Source organism: Streptomyces capitiformicae (genome assembly GCF_002214185.1).
GTDB classification, from domain to species: Bacteria; Actinomycetota; Actinomycetes; order Streptomycetales; family Streptomycetaceae; genus Streptomyces; species Streptomyces capitiformicae.
Map to the genome: position 1 here is coordinate 2,328,337 of NZ_CP022161.1, position 16,431 is coordinate 2,344,767.

The 16,431-nt window shown below is 67.9% G+C and carries 10 protein-coding genes; 8 read left to right on the top strand and 2 right to left on the bottom strand.

Annotated features, from left to right (window positions below; translation table 11 throughout):
- Nucleotides 1-176 precede the first annotated feature (176 nt).
- Nucleotides 177-2,840, bottom strand: a complete 2,664-nt coding sequence (locus CES90_RS10250; RefSeq protein ID WP_189780893.1) for a transglycosylase domain-containing protein — start codon at nt 2,838-2,840, stop codon at nt 177-179.
- Nucleotides 2,841-3,212: 372 nt separating this feature from the next.
- Between CES90_RS10250 and CES90_RS10255 the strand changes: the two genes are divergently transcribed.
- From CES90_RS10255 to CES90_RS10265, 3 genes are all read left to right on the top strand, one after another.
- Entirely contained in the window at nt 3,213-3,893 is a 681-nt protein-coding gene (locus tag CES90_RS10255; RefSeq protein ID WP_189780892.1) for a PadR family transcriptional regulator, read from the top strand.
- A 44-nt stretch (nt 3,894-3,937) separates the two neighbouring features.
- The gene (locus CES90_RS10260) at nt 3,938-5,020 is read left to right on the top strand and encodes an inositol-3-phosphate synthase (RefSeq protein WP_055537158.1); all 1,083 of its coding nucleotides are present in this window, start codon (nt 3,938-3,940) and stop codon (nt 5,018-5,020) included.
- Between the two features lie 78 nt (nt 5,021-5,098).
- Nucleotides 5,099-6,388 (top strand): MFS transporter, encoded by a 1,290-nt coding sequence (locus tag CES90_RS10265; RefSeq protein ID WP_189780891.1) that lies wholly within the window; start codon nt 5,099-5,101, stop codon nt 6,386-6,388.
- Between the two features lie 112 nt (nt 6,389-6,500).
- Here CES90_RS10265 and CES90_RS10270 read toward each other — a convergent pair whose 3' ends face one another.
- Nucleotides 6,501-7,949, bottom strand: coding sequence for a CCA tRNA nucleotidyltransferase (locus CES90_RS10270; RefSeq protein WP_189780890.1), 1,449 nt, complete (start codon nt 7,947-7,949; stop codon nt 6,501-6,503).
- 237 nt (nt 7,950-8,186) lie between these two features.
- Between CES90_RS10270 and CES90_RS10275 the strand changes: the two genes are divergently transcribed.
- The 5 genes from CES90_RS10275 (at nt 8,187) to CES90_RS10295 (ending at nt 16,397) form a co-directional block, all read left to right on the top strand.
- On the top strand, nt 8,187-10,586 hold the full coding sequence (locus CES90_RS10275) for a DUF6049 family protein (RefSeq protein WP_189780889.1): 2,400 nt from the start codon (nt 8,187-8,189) through the stop codon (nt 10,584-10,586).
- 47 nt (nt 10,587-10,633) lie between these two features.
- The gene (murJ, locus tag CES90_RS10280; RefSeq protein ID WP_189780888.1) at nt 10,634-12,859 is read left to right on the top strand and encodes a murein biosynthesis integral membrane protein MurJ; all 2,226 of its coding nucleotides are present in this window, start codon (nt 10,634-10,636) and stop codon (nt 12,857-12,859) included.
- A 118-nt stretch (nt 12,860-12,977) separates the two neighbouring features.
- Nucleotides 12,978-14,705 carry a protein kinase family protein gene (locus CES90_RS10285; protein ID WP_189780887.1) on the top strand — a complete coding sequence of 576 codons (1,728 nt, stop codon included), beginning with the start codon at nt 12,978-12,980 and terminating at the stop codon, nt 14,703-14,705.
- 28 nt (nt 14,706-14,733) lie between these two features.
- Nucleotides 14,734-15,447: an RNA polymerase sigma factor SigM gene (gene sigM, locus CES90_RS10290; RefSeq protein WP_189780886.1), complete on the top strand. Its 714-nt coding sequence runs from the start codon at nt 14,734-14,736 to the stop codon at nt 15,445-15,447.
- The gene (locus CES90_RS10295; protein WP_189780885.1) at nt 15,444-16,397 is read left to right on the top strand and encodes an anti-sigma factor family protein; all 954 of its coding nucleotides are present in this window, start codon (nt 15,444-15,446) and stop codon (nt 16,395-16,397) included. The genes sigM and CES90_RS10295 overlap by 4 nt, the downstream gene beginning before the upstream one ends.
- Nucleotides 16,398-16,431 lie beyond the last annotated feature (34 nt).

Genomic DNA, 16,431 nt, shown 5'->3' on the forward strand with positions numbered 1-16,431 from the left:
CCTGGGAATACGCCGAGGACCGCTGCATCCCATGGCCGGGGACAGCCCGTGTTTCACGTGAAACGCATCTCGACCACATCGCTCCCACCGCGGAGCGGACACGGCAAGGGCCACCGCACCCTGATGGGTGCGATGGCCCTTGTTTCACGTGAAACACCCTCTATGGGGGTGGCGTGCTATCCGGTGTTGCCGCCGAACAGCCCCCCGTTCTGGTTGCCATTCGTGCTTTCTTCTTCTGACTCCGTCGGTGTGGCGGTCACACCACCGTCGGTGCCGGCGGTATCCGTGCCGCCCGTCTCCGTACCTCCCGTCACCTCACATTTGGGGTTGAACGGGTTGTTGCAGGACTCGCTGGGCGACGGCGACGGCAGAACCTCGCTCTCGCTCGGCGACGGGCTCGGCGACGCGCTCTCCTCCTCCTCGGGCTCGGTCACCGTCGGGGTCGGCGTCGGGTCCGGGTCGTCGTTGACGATCTCACCGATGGGTTCGGGCTCCGGGAAGTCCTTCGCCGGCTGGCCCTTGAGCGCGTCCTCCATGTAGTCGTGCCAGATCTCGGCCGGGAAGGAGGCACCGTGGATCGTCTCCTTGCCACCCGTTCCGTACATCTCCAAGAAGGTGCGGTTCTTGTTGGACTCGTCGTCGTCCATGCGGTACATGCTGATCGCGGTCGACAGCTGGGGGGTGTACCCGACGAACCAGGCCGACTTGTTGCCGTCGGTGGTACCGGTCTTGCCGGCCACCTGTCGGCCGGTCAGCTGGGCGGAGGTACCAGTTCCCTCCTCGACGACGGTCTTGAGGACGTCGGTGACGTTGTCGGCGACCTCCGGGGTGAAGGCCTGCTTGGTGTCGGCGATCTCCTCGTGATCGAACGTCGTCAGGCCCTCGTGCTCGACCTTCGTGACGGAGAACGGGTCGTTCTGCTTGCCGCTCGCGGCGAAGGTCGCGTACGAGCCCGCCATACGGATCGCGCTGGGGTCGGAGATGCCGATCGAGAAGGACGGGTATCCGGTGCCCGCCAGGCTGTCCTTCTTGAGGCCGGCCTCGATGGCCGCTTCCTTCACCCGATCCAGACCGACGTCCATGCCCAGCTGCACGAAGGCGGAGTTCGCCGAGACCCGCATCGCCTCACGCAGGTCGATCTGGTACTTCGGTGGGCTGCCGTACGACGCGTCGTCGTCGTTAGCCTGCAGCCACTCCTCACCCTTTTCGTTGGTCCAGATGTCGCCGTTGTAGTCCCTGATCTTGAGGTTGTTCTTGCCGCTGTAGAGGCTCTTCGGCGAGACGATGGTGACCTCGTCCTGCGCCTGCGACTCCCCGAGGTCGGGGTCACGCTTGCCCCAGGTCATGGCCGCTGCCAGAACGAACGGCTTGAACGTCGAACCGACCTGCGCACCGGTGACGTCGGCATTGTTGGTGAAGTGCTTGGTGGCGTCCTCACCACCGTAGATCGCCTCGATGGCACCCGACTTCGGATTCACCGACGCGCCACCGAACTGCACATGCGTGTCCGTCTTCGGGCGCTGTTTCGGCTTGATGTTCTCCTTGCGGACCTTGTTCACGGCCTTCTCGAGCTCCTGGACCTTCGTCTTGTCGAAGGTCGTGTGGATCTCGAATCCGCCCCGTTCGAGCTGTTGCTGCGTGATCTTGGTGTTGTTGAGGATGTAGCCCTTGGCCGTGTCGACCAGGTAGCCGATCTGGCCGCCCAGCTGAGCGTTGGACCGAGGCTTCTGGATCTTGGGGAACTCGGGGTACTTGTCCCGCTCCGCCGCCGTCAGGTGCTTGTCCTTGACCATCTCCTCGAGGATCCACCTCCAGCGCTCCGTGGCACGCTTGGTGTTCGCCTGCGCCGTGGCCGCCGGGTCGTACGCCGTGTTGCCGGCCGGGTCGTAGTACGTGGCGCCCTTGAGGAGCGCGGCGAGAAACGCGCACTCGCTCGCGTTGAGCTTCTCCGCGTCCTTGCCGAAGTAGGTGCGGGCCGCCGCTTGGAGACCATAGGCGCCACGGCCGAAGTAGGCCGTGTTCAGGTAGCCCCGCATGATCTCTTCCTTCTCGACGGAGGCACCCACCTTGACCGAGATGAAGAGTTCCTTGACCTTCCGCGACAGGGTCTGCGACTGGTCGTCGAGCATGGCGTTCTTCACGTACTGCTGGGTGATGGTCGAACCACCCTGCGTCTGACCGCCCTTGGCCATGTTGACGACGGCACGGGCGATACCCATCGGGTCGACGCCGCTGTCGGTTTCGAACGTCTTGTTCTCGGCCGACATGACGGCGTAGCGCATCTCCTTGGGGATCTTCTCGTACGCGATGATCTGGCGGTTGACCTCACCACCCGTCGCGACCATCTGGGAGCCGTCGGACCAGTAGTAGACGTTGTTCTGCGCCGTTGCCGCCTCGGCCGGGTTGGGGACGGCCACGACCGCGTAGCCGATGCCGGCCGCCGCCACCAGGCACCCGAAGAACCCGATGAACAGCCCCGTCACCTGACGCCACGACGGCACCCATCGCATGGCCCCGTACTTGCCGGCGCGTGGATAGTCGATGAAGCGCTGCTTGCCGGGTGGAGCGGCGCGTCCGCGGCCACGACCGGGACCACGCCCCGCCGGCTCGGCCGCTCTACGGCGGCCGCCACCAGTGCCGGTGCTTCTCTGCGCCGCCCGTCGTGCCGCGGCACGGCCCTCGTACGGGGTCTCTTCACCTCCCGCCCCATAGGTGTCGGAAAGTGACCCGGTGGCGCCCCGCGGTGCCGCGCGGCGGCCGGAGGACGCCGACTGGCCGCGTCGGGCCGCGGCACGTCCGCCTCCCTGCGGCTGCGGCGGTTTGCGACGGTGCTCGCTCATCGAACGACTACTCCTCGGGCAGGCGCACCCTTGCGCGCCTGGAAACGGCGGCTGGTTTCCGGTCCCCCCGAAGTACGGATGCGGTCGTGTTGGCATTCATCCGTACCGCACCCAGGACGACGACGTGCTCAAACGTCACTCGGTTCCCAGTGGTGTGCATGCCGCACAGACTACGCACCGCCAAAACACACTGAGTACCGAACCTCACCCCAAAACAGGCAACTTGCTTCTTACGAATCGGTGATGTGATCCCGTTCACCGCGCCACCACTTGTCGCATTCGGAGGGGCGTTCTATCGTCGTGATGTATCGAGTCGATACATCAGCACGGCATATACGCGTGTCGGAAGGCCAGCGGCGAAGAGGAGGCGACATGAACCGGCGCTCCGGGATACTCGAGTTCGCCGTCCTCGGCCTGCTCCGCGAAGCCCCGATGCACGGCTATGAGCTGCGCAAACGCCTCAACACGTCGCTGGGTGTGTTCCGCGCGTTCAGCTACGGCACGCTTTACCCCTGCCTCAAGACGCTGGTCGCCAACGGCTGGTTGATCGAGGAATCGGGGGGTACCCAGGACGACGCTCCCGCCGCCCCGCTCACGGGTCGCCGCGCCAAGATCGTCTACCGGTTGACGGCAGAAGGTAAGGAGCACTTCGAGGAACTGCTCTCGCAGACGGGCCCCGACGCGTACGAGGACGAGCACTTCGCCGCTCGCTTCGCGTTCTTCGGGCAGACCTCCCGTGATGTGCGCATGCGCGTCCTGGAGGGCCGTCGCAGCCGTTTGGAGGAACGGCTGGAGAAGATGCGTGCCTCCCTGGCACGCACCCGCGAGCGCCTCGACGATTACACGCTTGAGCTCCAGCGCCACGGAATGGAGTCCGTGGAGCGCGAAGTGCGCTGGCTGAACGAGCTCATCGAGAGCGAGCGGGCGGGCCGGGACCTGAAGGGCCCCGCCCATGGAGAACCCGCTCGCGACACCACAGAGGGAGCGCCGGGCGCCCTGCCCCGGTCCGAGGGCACCCCTCGGCCGGATGCGCCCGGCGACACCGCCACGTGAGGTCCCTGCCAGGACCTCACTCGTACACACAGGGAGCAACCGGAATGGGTTCGGTTCGCGTAGCCATCGTCGGCGTGGGCAACTGTGCCGCGTCGCTGGTGCAGGGAGTCGAGTACTACAAGGACGCCGACCCGGCGTCCAAGGTCCCGGGTCTCATGCACGTGCAGTTCGGTGACTACCACGTCCGTGACGTGGAGTTCGTCGCGGCCTTCGACGTCGACGCGAAGAAGGTCGGTCTCGACCTCGCGGACGCCATCGGCGCCTCCGAGAACAACACCATCAAGATCTGCGACGTACCGAGCACCGGCGTGACCGTCCAGCGCGGCCACACCCTCGACGGCCTCGGCAAGTACTACCGCGAAACCATCGAGGAGTCCGCCGAGGCCCCGGTCGACATCGTTCAGGTCCTCAAGGACAAGCAGGTCGACGTCCTCGTCTGCTACCTGCCCGTCGGTTCCGAGGACGCGGCGAAGTTCTACGCCCAGTGCGCCATCGACGCCAAGGTCGCCTTCGTCAACGCCCTTCCGGTCTTCATCGCCGGCACCAAGGAGTGGGCGGACAAGTTCACCGAGGCGGGCGTCCCGATCGTCGGTGACGACATCAAGTCGCAGGTCGGCGCCACCATCACGCACCGCGTCATGGCGAAGCTGTTCGAGGACCGCGGCGTCGTCCTGGACCGCACGATGCAGCTGAACGTCGGCGGCAACATGGACTTCAAGAACATGCTGGAGCGCGACCGCCTCGAGTCCAAGAAGATCTCCAAGACGCAGGCCGTCACCTCCCAGATCCCCGACCGGGAGCTCGGCGAGAAGAACGTACACATCGGTCCGTCCGACTACGTCGCCTGGTTGGACGACCGCAAGTGGGCGTACGTCCGCCTCGAGGGCCGCGCCTTCGGTGACGTCCCGCTGAACCTGGAGTACAAGCTCGAGGTCTGGGACTCCCCGAACTCCGCCGGCGTCATCATCGACGCCCTGCGCGCCGCGAAGATCGCCAAGGACCGCGGCATCGGCGGCCCGATCCTGTCGGCGTCGAGCTACTTCATGAAGTCCCCGCCGGTCCAGTACTTCGACGACGAGGCCCGTGAGAACGTGGAGAAGTTCATCAAGGGCGAGGTCGAGCGCTAAGCAGGCCTGTCATCCGGCCTGTTGAGGGTCCCCGGGGCTTACGCCCGGGGACCCTCCCCGTATGTGAGGCTGTGCGCCATGGCTGTCGTACGTGACCTGCGGGTACTCCTGCGTTTCCGGGACTTCCGGCATCTGCTCGCCGTACGACTGCTGTCCCAGGGAGCCGACGGCGTCTTTCAGGTCGCGCTCGCCACATACGTCGTCTTCTCGCCCGAGAGGCAGACGTCGGCGGCCGCGATCGCCTCCGCCATGGCGGTCCTGCTCCTTCCGTACTCCCTCGTCGGACCCTTCGCGGGCGTCCTGCTGGACCGCTGGCAGCGCCGTCAGGTCCTGCTGTACGGCAGTCTGCTGCGCGCCCTGCTGGCGTGCGTGACAGCCGCCCTCATCGTGAGCCACGTCGCCGACTGGCTCTTCTATGTCTCCGCGCTCTGCGTCACGGCGGTCAACCGCTTCGTCCTGGCCGGGCTCTCGGCCGCGCTGCCCCGCGTGGTGGATGACGACCGCCTGGTGATCGCCAACTCATTGTCCCCGACTGCCGGAACGCTTGCCGCGACCGCGGGCGGCGGACTCGCCTTCGTCGTACGCCTGGTGGGCTCGGACTCCGACGCCGCGGTGGTCCTCCTCGGTTCGGTCCTCTACCTGTGCGCGGCCCTCGCTTCGCTGCGCATGGCCCGGGAACTACTCGGCCCGGATCCCGAGTTGGTGCAGCCACGGCTGGGCGCGGCCATCGCCGGCACGGCACGCGGCCTGGTCGCGGGCGTACGGCATCTCGCCGAGACGGGACGGCGGGCCACGGCCTGGGCCTTGGCGTCGATGACCCTGATGCGGTTCTGCTACGGCGCACTGACAGTCATGGTGCTCATGCTCTGTAGGTACGCCTGGACACCAGCGACCTCTGCGGAGTCCGGCTCCGATGAGGGACTCGCCCTCCTCGGTCTTGCCGTGGCCGTCTCGGGGGCGGGGTTCTTCGCTGCGGCAGTGATGACGCCCTGGGCTGCCGGGCGGTTGGGGCCGGCCCTCTGGATCGTCACCTGTGCCACGGCGGCCGCCGTGCTGGAACCCGCCCTCGGCCTGCCCTTCACGAAAGTGCCCCTATTGATCGCGGCGTTCGTCCTGGGCCTCGTCACTCAGGGAGCGAAGATCGCCACCGACACGATCGTCCAGACTTCGATCGACGACGGTTACCGTGGCCGGGTCTTCTCTCTCTACGACGTCTTCTTCAACGTGGCTTTCGTCGGCGCCGCCGGAGTGGCCGCCCTGATGCTTCCTCCCGACGGCCGCTCGGTCGCTCTGGTCGTCACGGTGGCCGTGGTCTACGGAGCCGCCGCCGCGACCATGGCCCGCTTTGGGCTGCCGAGGCAACACTGATGCGCGGGTCGATGTTTCACGTGAAACATCGCAGTCGAACGTCACACGGCGCGATGTTTCACGTGAAACATCGCGCCGCGCTGCCACCCTATGGAGGCGGAGGACCCTGTGGTCACAAGACCTGCGGCATCTGGGCCCACCACTCCTTGAGTGCCGCCACCGCGTCGTCGTGTTCCATCGGCCCGTTCTCCAGCCGCAGCTCCAGCAGGAACTTGTACGCCTGCCCGATCACCGGGCCCGGGCCGACGCCCAGGATCTCCATGATCTGGTTGCCGTCGAGGTCCGGGCGAATGGCGTCCAGTTCCTCCTGCTCCTGAAGCTGGGCGATGCGCTCCTCCAGACCGTCATACGCACGGGAGAGCGCGTTCGCCTTGCGCTTGTTACGCGTGGTGCAGTCGGAGCGGGTCAACTTGTGGAGTCGGTCGAGAAGCGGGCCCGCATCGCGCACATAGCGGCGGACGGCGGAGTCCGTCCACTCCCCGGTGCCGTACCCGTGGAAGCGCAGGTGAAGTTCGACCAGACGCGAGACGTCCTTGACGAGATCGTTCGAGTACTTGAGGGCCGCCATACGCTTCTTGGTCATCTTGGCGCCCACCACCTCGTGGTGGTGGAAGGAGACTCGGCCGTCCTTCTCGAAGCGACGCGTACGCGGCTTGCCGATGTCGTGCAGCAGTGCGGCAAGGCGGAGCGTGAGGTCGGGACCGCTGTCCTCCAGCGCGATCGCCTGCTCCAAGACGATCAGCGTGTGGTCGTACACGTCCTTGTGCCGGTGGTGCTCGTCGCGCTCGAGCCGCAGCGCCGGCAGTTCGGGCAGGACGTGTCCGGCGAGGCCGGTGTCCACCAGCAGGGTCAGGCCCTCGCGGGGGTGAGCGGACAGGATCAGCTTGTTCAGCTCGTCCCGCACCCGCTCCGCCGAGACGATCTCGAGGCGGCCCGCCATGTCCGTCATCGCCGAGACGACCTCGGGGGCCACCTCGAAGTCGAGTTGCGCGGCGAATCGCGCGGCCCGCATCATGCGCAGCGGGTCGTCGGAGAAGGACTCCTCAGGAGTGCCGGGGGTCCGCAGCACGCGCGCTGCGAGATCTTCCAGCCCGCCGTGCGGATCGATGAACTCTTTCTCCGGGAGCGCCACCGCCATCGCGTTCACGGTGAAGTCACGCCGTACGAGGTCCTCCTCGATCGATTCGCCGTACGACACCTCCGGCTTGCGCGAGGTCCTGTCGTACGCTTCGGATCGGTAGGTCGTGACCTCGATCTGGTAACCGTCCTTCTGTGCGCCCACCGTGCCGAAGGCGATACCGACCTCCCAGACGGCGTCGGCCCAGGGGCGCACGATCTTCAGTACGTCCTCGGGGCGGGCCTCCGTCGTGAAGTCCAAGTCGTTGCCGAGCCGGCCGAGCAGCGCGTCCCTGACCGAACCGCCGACCAGGGCGAGCGAGAACCCGGCTTCCTGGAAGCGGCGGGCAAGGTCGTCGGCGACAGGGGACACCCGCAGCAGTTCACTCACCGCGCGGCGCTGCACCTGGCTCAGGGCACTGGGGTCTTCGTTGGCGTTCGGCACAACAGAAAAGGGTACGTGGCCCCGATGGCAGCGGTCGCCTCCATTGAATGTGCACAAGGGCTTCGTGCAGGTGACCCCATCGCCGACACCGCTCAATACGTGCACATACAGGGACAGCGCGGGCCTGTCCCCCGATCTTGTGGGCCGGACCGCGGCACTTCCCGTCAGCGCGCATCGTTACCATGCGTGGACGCACATTCCGACGACCACTGACGACGACGAGGGACGGGCGAGCGCGTGGCCGAGGCGGCAGACTTCCAGGGGACAAGTGCCTCACCTGCCCGCCGGTGGCTGCTGCGCACCGGAGCGCTGTTCGCCGGGGTGCCTCTGCTGGCCGGTCTGCTCCAGCTGCCCACGGCCGCGGACGCCCAGGCGGCGCAGCAGGCGTCTCCGGCCGAGGCCATGGGGGCGAACACCGTCGAGGTCTCCCTGGACTCGCTCAGCCCCAGCGTCCCCACAGACGGCGACACGGTAACGGTCTCGGGCACGGTCACGAACAAGGGCAAGCAGACGATCACGTCGGCCCATGTGGGCGTGCGCGTGGGCTCGGCACCCATGACGGGCCGTTCGGCCATCGACGACGCCGCCAAGCGCACCGGTTTCGACCAATTCGCCGACGGGACGGAGATCGGCGGCAGGTACGTGGAGAAGTTCTCCGAACTCGCCTCCGGCGTGGCCCAGCCCTTCACCATCTCGGTGCCCGTCAAGGAGCTGGACCTCGGCGCGGACGGTATCTACCAGCTCGGCGTCTCGCTCTCGGGCCGGACCTCCGCCTCCTCGTACGACCAGGTCCTCGGCATGCAGCGTACGTTCCTGCCGTGGCAGACCGACGAGGCGGACACAAAGACGCAGACGACGTACCTCTGGCCGCTGATCTCCACCAGCCACCTCACCGCCGAGACCGGCCCCGGAGAGCAGCAGACGCCCACCTTCCTCAACGACGACCTGGCCAAGGAGATCTCCGCCGGCGGCCGCCTGGAGCAGATGCTGGCGCTGGGCAAGGACCTCGACATCACCTGGGTGATCGATCCGGATCTGCTGGCGTCGGTCGTCGCGATGACGGGGAGCTACAGCGTCCGGAGCGGAAACACCACCGTCGCGGGCAAGAACCAGGCCGTCGCCAAGGAGTGGCTGGCCGAACTGGAGACGGCGGTCCAGGGCGAGGAAGTGATCGCCCTTCCGTTCGCCGACCCGGATCTGGCGTCGCTGGCTCACAACGGCAAGACAGTCACCGGCTCCCTGAGCCGTCTCAAGGACGCCACCGACGTCGCCGCGGACACCGTCAGGAACATCCTCCGGGTGGAGCCGAACACGGAATTCGCCTGGCCCGTGAACGGCGCCGTCGACCCGTCGATCGTCAAGGTCGCCATCTCCGCGGGTGCCGACAAGGTGATCGCCCGCAGCGACAGCCTGCAGGAGAGCAGCGGCCTGTCCTACACCCCCAACGCGGCGCGTCCCATCGGTGGCGGCACCACGGCCGTCGTGGCGGACGCCCGGCTCTCCACGGCGTTCCAGGGCGACATGACGAAGGCCGAGAGCTCCACGCTGGCCGTGCAGAGGTTCCTCGCCCAGAGCCTGATGACGGACCTCCAGAACAACAAGCAGCGCAGCATCGTGATCGCCCCGCAGCGCATGCCGTCGGTGAGCCAGGCACGGACGATGGCCCAGGCATTGACGGCTCTCCAGGGAGGAACCTGGTCACAGCCCCAGGAGCTGTCCGCGGCCGCCGACGCGAAGCCTGACCCTGACGCCAGCACCAAGATCCCGTCCGCCGCGGCGTACCCCAAGTCGCTGCGCAAGCAGGCGCTGCCGAAGTCGGCGTTCGAGGTGATCCAGACCACACAGAGCGACCTCGACCGCTTCAAAGTGATCCTCACCGACCAGTCCCGTGTGGTCACGCCCTTCGGCCGGACCATGGACCGGGAGATGTCCACGTCCTGGCGGGGCCGCGGCGCGGAGGCAGAGGCATACCGCGACGACGTGGAGACGTATCTCGGCACGCTCACCAGCCAGGTCCGGCTCATCGAGAAGTCCGAGACGAAGCTCTCGGGCCGCAGTGCCACGATCCCGGTGACCGTGCAGAACAACCTGGTGCAGGGCGTCGACAATCTGACGCTGCGCCTCACGTCCGAAGCCCCGAAGCGCCTGAAGATCGGTGACGAGGAGCAGTCCGTCGACATCTCGGGCGGACACAGCGAGTCGGTGAAATTCACCACCAACGCCGAGGCCAACGGCCCGGTCACCGTCGTCGCCCAGCTCTACACGGAGGACGGTGAAAAGTACGGGAGCGAGGTCCGTTTCACGGTGAACGTCACCGAGATCACGCCTATGGTGATGCTGGTCATCGCCGGTGGCGTCCTGCTCCTCGTACTCGCCGGATTCCGTATGTACACGCAGCGCAAGCGCGCCGCCGCCCGACTGGAGGCGGAGGGATCCTCGGCCGACGACCACTCGTCGGAAGACATCTCGCCGGACGAGGACGCGAACACCGAAGCGGCCTCAGTCGTACACACTGCCGAGGAGGAGTCCCCGGCCGAGTACGGGGCAGACGAGCCGGAGCACCCGAGTGACCCGGCACCGGACACCGCACCGGAAAGCGCCGACCCGTCCGGCACGGGTGAGAGAGTGGACCGTTGAGCGATTGTCGTGGCCGGTGGGCCCGGGGACGATGAGGTGGGGTAACCATGAACGCGCCGTACGACGGTGACCGCGGCCAGGGCGCGGCCGATTCGGGCTACCCCGACGGCCCGCTGCCCGGGCCGGGCCAGGTGCCGCCGCAGCCCCCCGCGGACATGTACCTCCAGGACGCCTACGCCCAGGACCCCTACCGCGCGCAGGACCTGGCCGCCCAGGACCCGGTGGCCGAGGCCCTCTACGACCGTGCCGCCCACCCGCCACCGCCTCCGGGCACCTACCAGCCTCAGCAGCCTCTGTACGCGCAGCCGGCGGCGTCGCAGTACGCCCCCGATCCGCGCGTGTGGGCCCAGACGCCGGCGCCGGAGCCGGAGGGGCCGACGCGGCATCTGCCGTACGGCGACGACGCCCGCCCGACCCAGTTCGTGGGCGTGGACGATCTGGTCACCCAGGCCGGGGAGGAGCGCCACGAGCCGGACGCGTTCGCTCACCTCTTCCGGGACCAGCAGCAGAGCGGTCACCCGCCCATGGGGCAGCCGTCCGTGCCCAACCCGGCCCCCGCCCCGGCGCCGGGCCCAGGGCGCCCGGCACACGAGGAGCCCGCCCCAGCCCCCGCTGCCACTCCCGCGCCTGCCCCGAAGAAGGGCGGACGGGCCTCGGGACTGCTGAAGTCGAGCGCCGTGATGGCAGCGGGCACCATGGTCTCGCGCCTCACCGGCTTCATTCGGTCAGCGATGATCGTTTCGGCCCTGGGCCTCAGCCTCCTCGGTGAATCCTTCCAGGTGGCCTACCAGCTGCCGACGATGATCTACATCCTGACCGTCGGCGGCGGCCTCAACTCCGTCTTCGTGCCGCAGCTCGTGCGTGCCATGAAGGAGGACGACGACGGCGGAGAGGCATACGCCAATCGGCTGCTGACCCTCGTCATGGTGGTCCTGGGCCTGCTGACCGCGCTCGCCATGTTCGCCGCACCACTCCTCGTCCGCGCGCTGTCGAACCCTCTCGCGACCAATCCCGAGGCCAGCGAGGTCGCTGTCACCTTCACCCGCTACTTCCTGCCCTCGATCTTTTTCATGGGCATCCATGTGGTGATGGGTCAGATCCTTAACGCCCGTGGCCGGTTCGGCGCGATGATGTGGACTCCGGTCCTGAACAACATCGTCATCATCGTCACCCTCGGCGCGTTCCTCTGGGTGTACGGCAGCGCGGCCGACTCCCACATGACGGTCGAGAACATCCCGCCGGAGGGCGAGCGCCTGCTCGGTGTCGGCATCCTCTTGGGCCTCGTGGTCCAAGCCCTCGCCATGGTCCCGTACCTGCGGGAGACCGGGTTCCGGATGCGTCTGCGCTTCGACTGGAAGGGCCACGGTCTCGGCAAGGCCGCGATGCTCGCCAAGTGGACGATCCTGTTCGTGCTCGCCAACCAGGCGGGTGCCGTCGTCGTCACCCAGCTGGCGACCGCCGCGTTGACGGAGTCCAAGATCGCCGGCACCGGTTTCAGCGCCTACGCCAACGCCCAGCTCATCTGGGGCCTGCCACAGGCCATCATCACCGTCTCGCTCATGGCGGCCCTGCTCCCGCGCATCTCGCGGTCAGCCGCCGAGGACGACGCTGGCGCCGTTCGTGACGACATCTCCCAGGGCCTGCGCACCACGGCGGTCGCCATCGTGCCGATCGCCTTCGGTTTCGTCTCGCTCGGCATCCCCATGTGCACGCTGATCTTCGGCTCGTCCGGCACCGACTCGGCCACGAACATGGGCTTCATGCTGATGGCCTTCGGTCTCGGCCTGATCCCGTACTCCGTGCAGTACGTCGTCCTGCGCGCCTTCTACGCGTACGAGGACACGCGGACCCCGTTCTACAACACGGTCATCGTGGCCGCCGTCAACGCGAGCGCCTCGGCGGTCTGCTTCTTCGTGATCCCGGCCCGCTGGGCCGTGGTCGGCATGGCCGCCTCGTACGGTCTGGCGTACATGATCGGTGTCGGGGTCGCCTGGAAGCGGCTGCGCAAGCGGCTGGGCGGTGACCTGGACGGGGCCAGGGTCCTGCGGACGTACGCGCGGCTGTGCATCGCCTCGTTGCCCGCGGCGCTGCTCAGCGGTGCGGCCTGCTACGGAATCAGCAAGTCTTTGGGACAGGGCGTCGGTGGCTCGATGCTCGCACTCGTCGGGGGAGGAATCGTTCTCCTCGGTGTCTTCTACGTCGCCGCGCGGCGCATGCGCATCGAGGAACTCAACTCGATGGTCGGCATGGTCCGCGGGCGGCTGGGGCGCTGAGGCGGGGGTACGCGCACAACCATCGTCCGCCGCCGCGTGTCGCTCATAGCGGCGGACTGTGGGCACAATTGGCTTTGGCGTCGCAGAGCGCGCAACGGATGGGGAGGCAGGAACGACGGTGGCGGAACGGAGCACGGCTGCCGTCGACGTGGCAGACAACAGCGGCGACAAGTCGCTGACCGCGCAGGCGGACCAGTCCACGGCCGACGGGGAGGCCCAGAACCGGGAGCGGGACACGGACAGCTCGGCGAGCGAAGAGGCACAGGGGAGCGGCGGTACCGAGAGCCCTTCGCAGACAACACCGCCCGAACTGCACAGCGGCCACAAACTCGCCAGGCGCTACCGCCTCGAAGAGTGCGTCACCCGTCTGGACGGTTTCAGCAGTTGGCGTGCCGTGGACGAGAAGCTGCGCCGCGCCGTCGGGGTGCACGTGCTGCCCGCCGACCACGCGCGCGCCCGTACCGTGCTGGCGGCGGCACGTTCCTCGGCACTGCTGGGCGATCCCCGCTTCGTCCAAGTGCTGGACGCGGTAGAGGAGAACGACCTCGTGTACGTGGTGCACGAGTGGCTTCCCGACGCCACGGAACTGACGGCGCTCCTGGCCGCCGGCCCACTGGAACCGCATGACGCGTACCAGATGGTCACCCAGGTCTCCCACGCGATGGCCGCCGCGCACCGTGAGGGGCTTTCCCATCTGCGCCTCAATCCGAGCGCTGTGCTGCGCTCCGCCTCCGGGCAGTGGCGCATCCGCGGTCTCGCCGTGAACGCCGCGCTGCGCGGCATCGGTTCGGACACCCCGCAGCGCACGGACACGGAGGCGATCGGCGCACTCCTCTATGCCGCGCTCACCCAGCGCTGGCCATACGAGAACGACGCGCACGGCCTCTCCGGGCTCCCCAAGGGCGTGGGGCTCATCGCCCCCGACCAGGTGCGGGCGGGCGTCCACCGTGGCCTGTCGGAGCTCGCCATGCGCGCGCTCGCCAATGACGGCGCCACCGCCTCGCGCCACGAGTCTCCGTGCACGACGCCGGAGGAACTGGTGAAGGCGATCGGTGAGATGCCCCGCATCCGCCCGCCGGAGCCCGCGTTCACCGCCCCGCCCGACTACCAGCGCACCTCGTACCAGCAGGGGACGTACGGCCGTCAGACGCAGCACCCGGGCGTCACGCAGCCGCTGGCGACCCCGCCACCGCCGCTGCAGAGCCGGACCGGCAAGGCCCTCAAGTGGGCGGTGTCGGCGCTGCTGATCGCCGCACTCGGCCTCGGCAGCTGGCAGCTGGCAGACGCGCTCATGGGACAGGGCGACCAGTCCAGTGACACGGACACGAGTCAGACCACGGAGGACAACGACAAGGGCACCAACACCGCCAAGCCGGTCACGACGCTCAGCATCCAGGACGCCGCGGAGTACTACCCGGACGGGAAGCCGCAGCACGCGGACGACGCGGATCTGACGTACGACAAGGACACCTCGACGTACTGGCGGACCTACTCCTTCACCGACGGCCCCACGCTGGCGCCGTTCAAGCAGGGCGTCGGGATCGTCTACGACCTCGGGTCGGCCCAGGAGGTGTCCGCAGCGTCGATAGGGCTGTACTACGCCGGCGACCGCACGACGGCCACGCTGTACGCGGCCGACTCCCTGTCGTCGTCCGCCCCGCTCAGCTCCATGTCCAAGATCGCGGCGAACACGACCAGCGGGACGAGTCTGAAGATCTCCGCCAAGAAGCCGGTGAAGACCCGGTACGTTCTCGTCTGGCTCACCGAGGTGCCCAAGGCGGCCGGTGACCAGTTCAGCAGCTCCGGCTACAAGCAGGCGATCACCGACGTGAAGTTCACCGGCTGAGAGCTCACCGGAGGGAGGGGGAGGTCCGATGGCGCACGGCGCTGATCACAGCGGAGCAAGCGATCAGGATCTCCTGGCCCGCCATGTCGAGGGCGATCCCGACGCCTTCGGTGAGCTCGTACGGCGGCACCGGGACCGGCTGTGGGCGGTGGCCCTGCGGACGCTGGGGGACCGCGAGGAGGCCGCCGACGCCGTCCAGGACGCGCTCGTCTCCGCCTATCGGGCCGCGCATACATTTCGTGGCCAGTCGGCCGTCACGACCTGGCTGCACCGCATCACGGTGAATGCCTGCCTGGACCGCGCCCGCAAAGCTGCCTCCCGCAAGACATCGCCCGTCGACGACACCGAGCGCCTGGAGCAGCTCCTGGAGCCGCACGAGTCGGCATCCGCTCCGGCCGAGCGCAACGATCTGCACCGTCAGCTGCTGGATGCCCTGAGCACCCTGCCGCAGGACCAGCGGGCGGCGCTCGTCCTGGTCGATATGCAGGGCTACCCGGTGGCTGAGGCCGCGCGGATCCTCGACGTGCCGACCGGCACCGTAAAGAGTCGCTGCGCCCGTGGCAGAGCCAGACTTCTGCCGCTTCTGACCCATCTCCGCTCGGACAGAGGGGGTGACGGCGGTGAAAAATCGGGGCGCGGAAGGAACCGGACGCAGGGGACATCCGTCCCACCCGCAGCGGGACCACATGATGCAGGGCCAAGCGATTCAGCTGCTGTGAAGGGCGGAGGTGGACGAGCGTGACATCCACGACCGACACGGCCGGGCACCCGGAAGTCGCGGAGATCTCCGACCTCACCGAAGGTCTGCTCCCTCCGACCCGTACTGCGGATGTACGCCGCCACCTGGACGAGTGCCCGCTCTGCGCCGACGTCCATGCCTCGCTGGAGGAGATCCGCGGCCTGCTCGGCACCTTGCCGGGCCCTGCGCGTATGCCCGACGACGTGGCGGGGCGCATCGATGCCGCCCTCGCCGCCGAAGCCCTCCTGGAGTCCACGGCACCCGATTCCGAGCCCCAGGACGTTCCCGCAGACTCCGAGTCCAAGGACGCTCCCGCGACGCTCAGCTCCTCCCGTCCGGCATCGACCGCGGACGACAGCGTGCATGTTTCACGTGAAACATCGCCCGCAGCAGATCGCCCGGCCGGCCACTCCCGCGCCTCCACCGGCCCCGGCCGCACGCATCAGAAGCGCCGCAACCGCCGCAGGGCGGTTCTCGGCGCCGTCTTCACGGTGGCCACGCTGGGCCTCAGCGCGCTTATGGTCCAGTCGATGAACGACAACGGCTCCGGCAACGACCCCACGACAGCAGCGCAGAGCGCGGCCTCCGACTCCTTTTCCGGGGTCAAGCTGGAGAAGCAAGTAGAGAATCTCCTGGACGGGTCCCAGAGCCAGACCTCACCCGGCCAGGATTCCCTAGGGGTCAAAGGGACGCCGGAGTCTCAGGAGAAGAGCCCGAACTCGGTGCTCAAGACCGTCGTGCCCGACTGCATCGCAAAGGGAATCGGCGACACCACGGGGGCGATCGCTTCCAAGTCGGGTACCTACCGGGGAGCGGAGGCGTATCTCGTGCTGCTGCCCGACCGCTCCGACGACACGCGCGTCACCGTGTATATCGTCGATGCCTCCTGCTTGGACAAGGCTTCGGAGCCCGCCGGTGAGGTTCTGCTGAAGCGGTCCTACGCCAGTCGCTGAGTCCTGTTTCTCCCGTTCCGTCGCCCCTGGCATC

Excerpts from the sequence above, each read along its gene's own strand:
- CES90_RS10260 (WP_055537158.1), top strand. The coding sequence starts at position 3,938 with ATGGGTTCGGTTCGCGTAGCCATCGTCGGCGTGGGCAACTGTGCCGCG.
- sigM (WP_189780886.1), top strand. The coding sequence starts at position 14,734 with ATGGCGCACGGCGCTGATCACAGCGGAGCAAGCGATCAGGATCTCCTG.
- CES90_RS10265 (WP_189780891.1), top strand. The coding sequence starts at position 5,099 with ATGGCTGTCGTACGTGACCTGCGGGTACTCCTGCGTTTCCGGGACTTC.
- murJ (WP_189780888.1), top strand. The coding sequence starts at position 10,634 with ATGAACGCGCCGTACGACGGTGACCGCGGCCAGGGCGCGGCCGATTCG.
- CES90_RS10255 (WP_189780892.1), top strand. The coding sequence starts at position 3,213 with ATGAACCGGCGCTCCGGGATACTCGAGTTCGCCGTCCTCGGCCTGCTC.
- CES90_RS10250 (WP_189780893.1), bottom strand. The coding sequence starts at position 2,840 with ATGAGCGAGCACCGTCGCAAACCGCCGCAGCCGCAGGGAGGCGGACGT.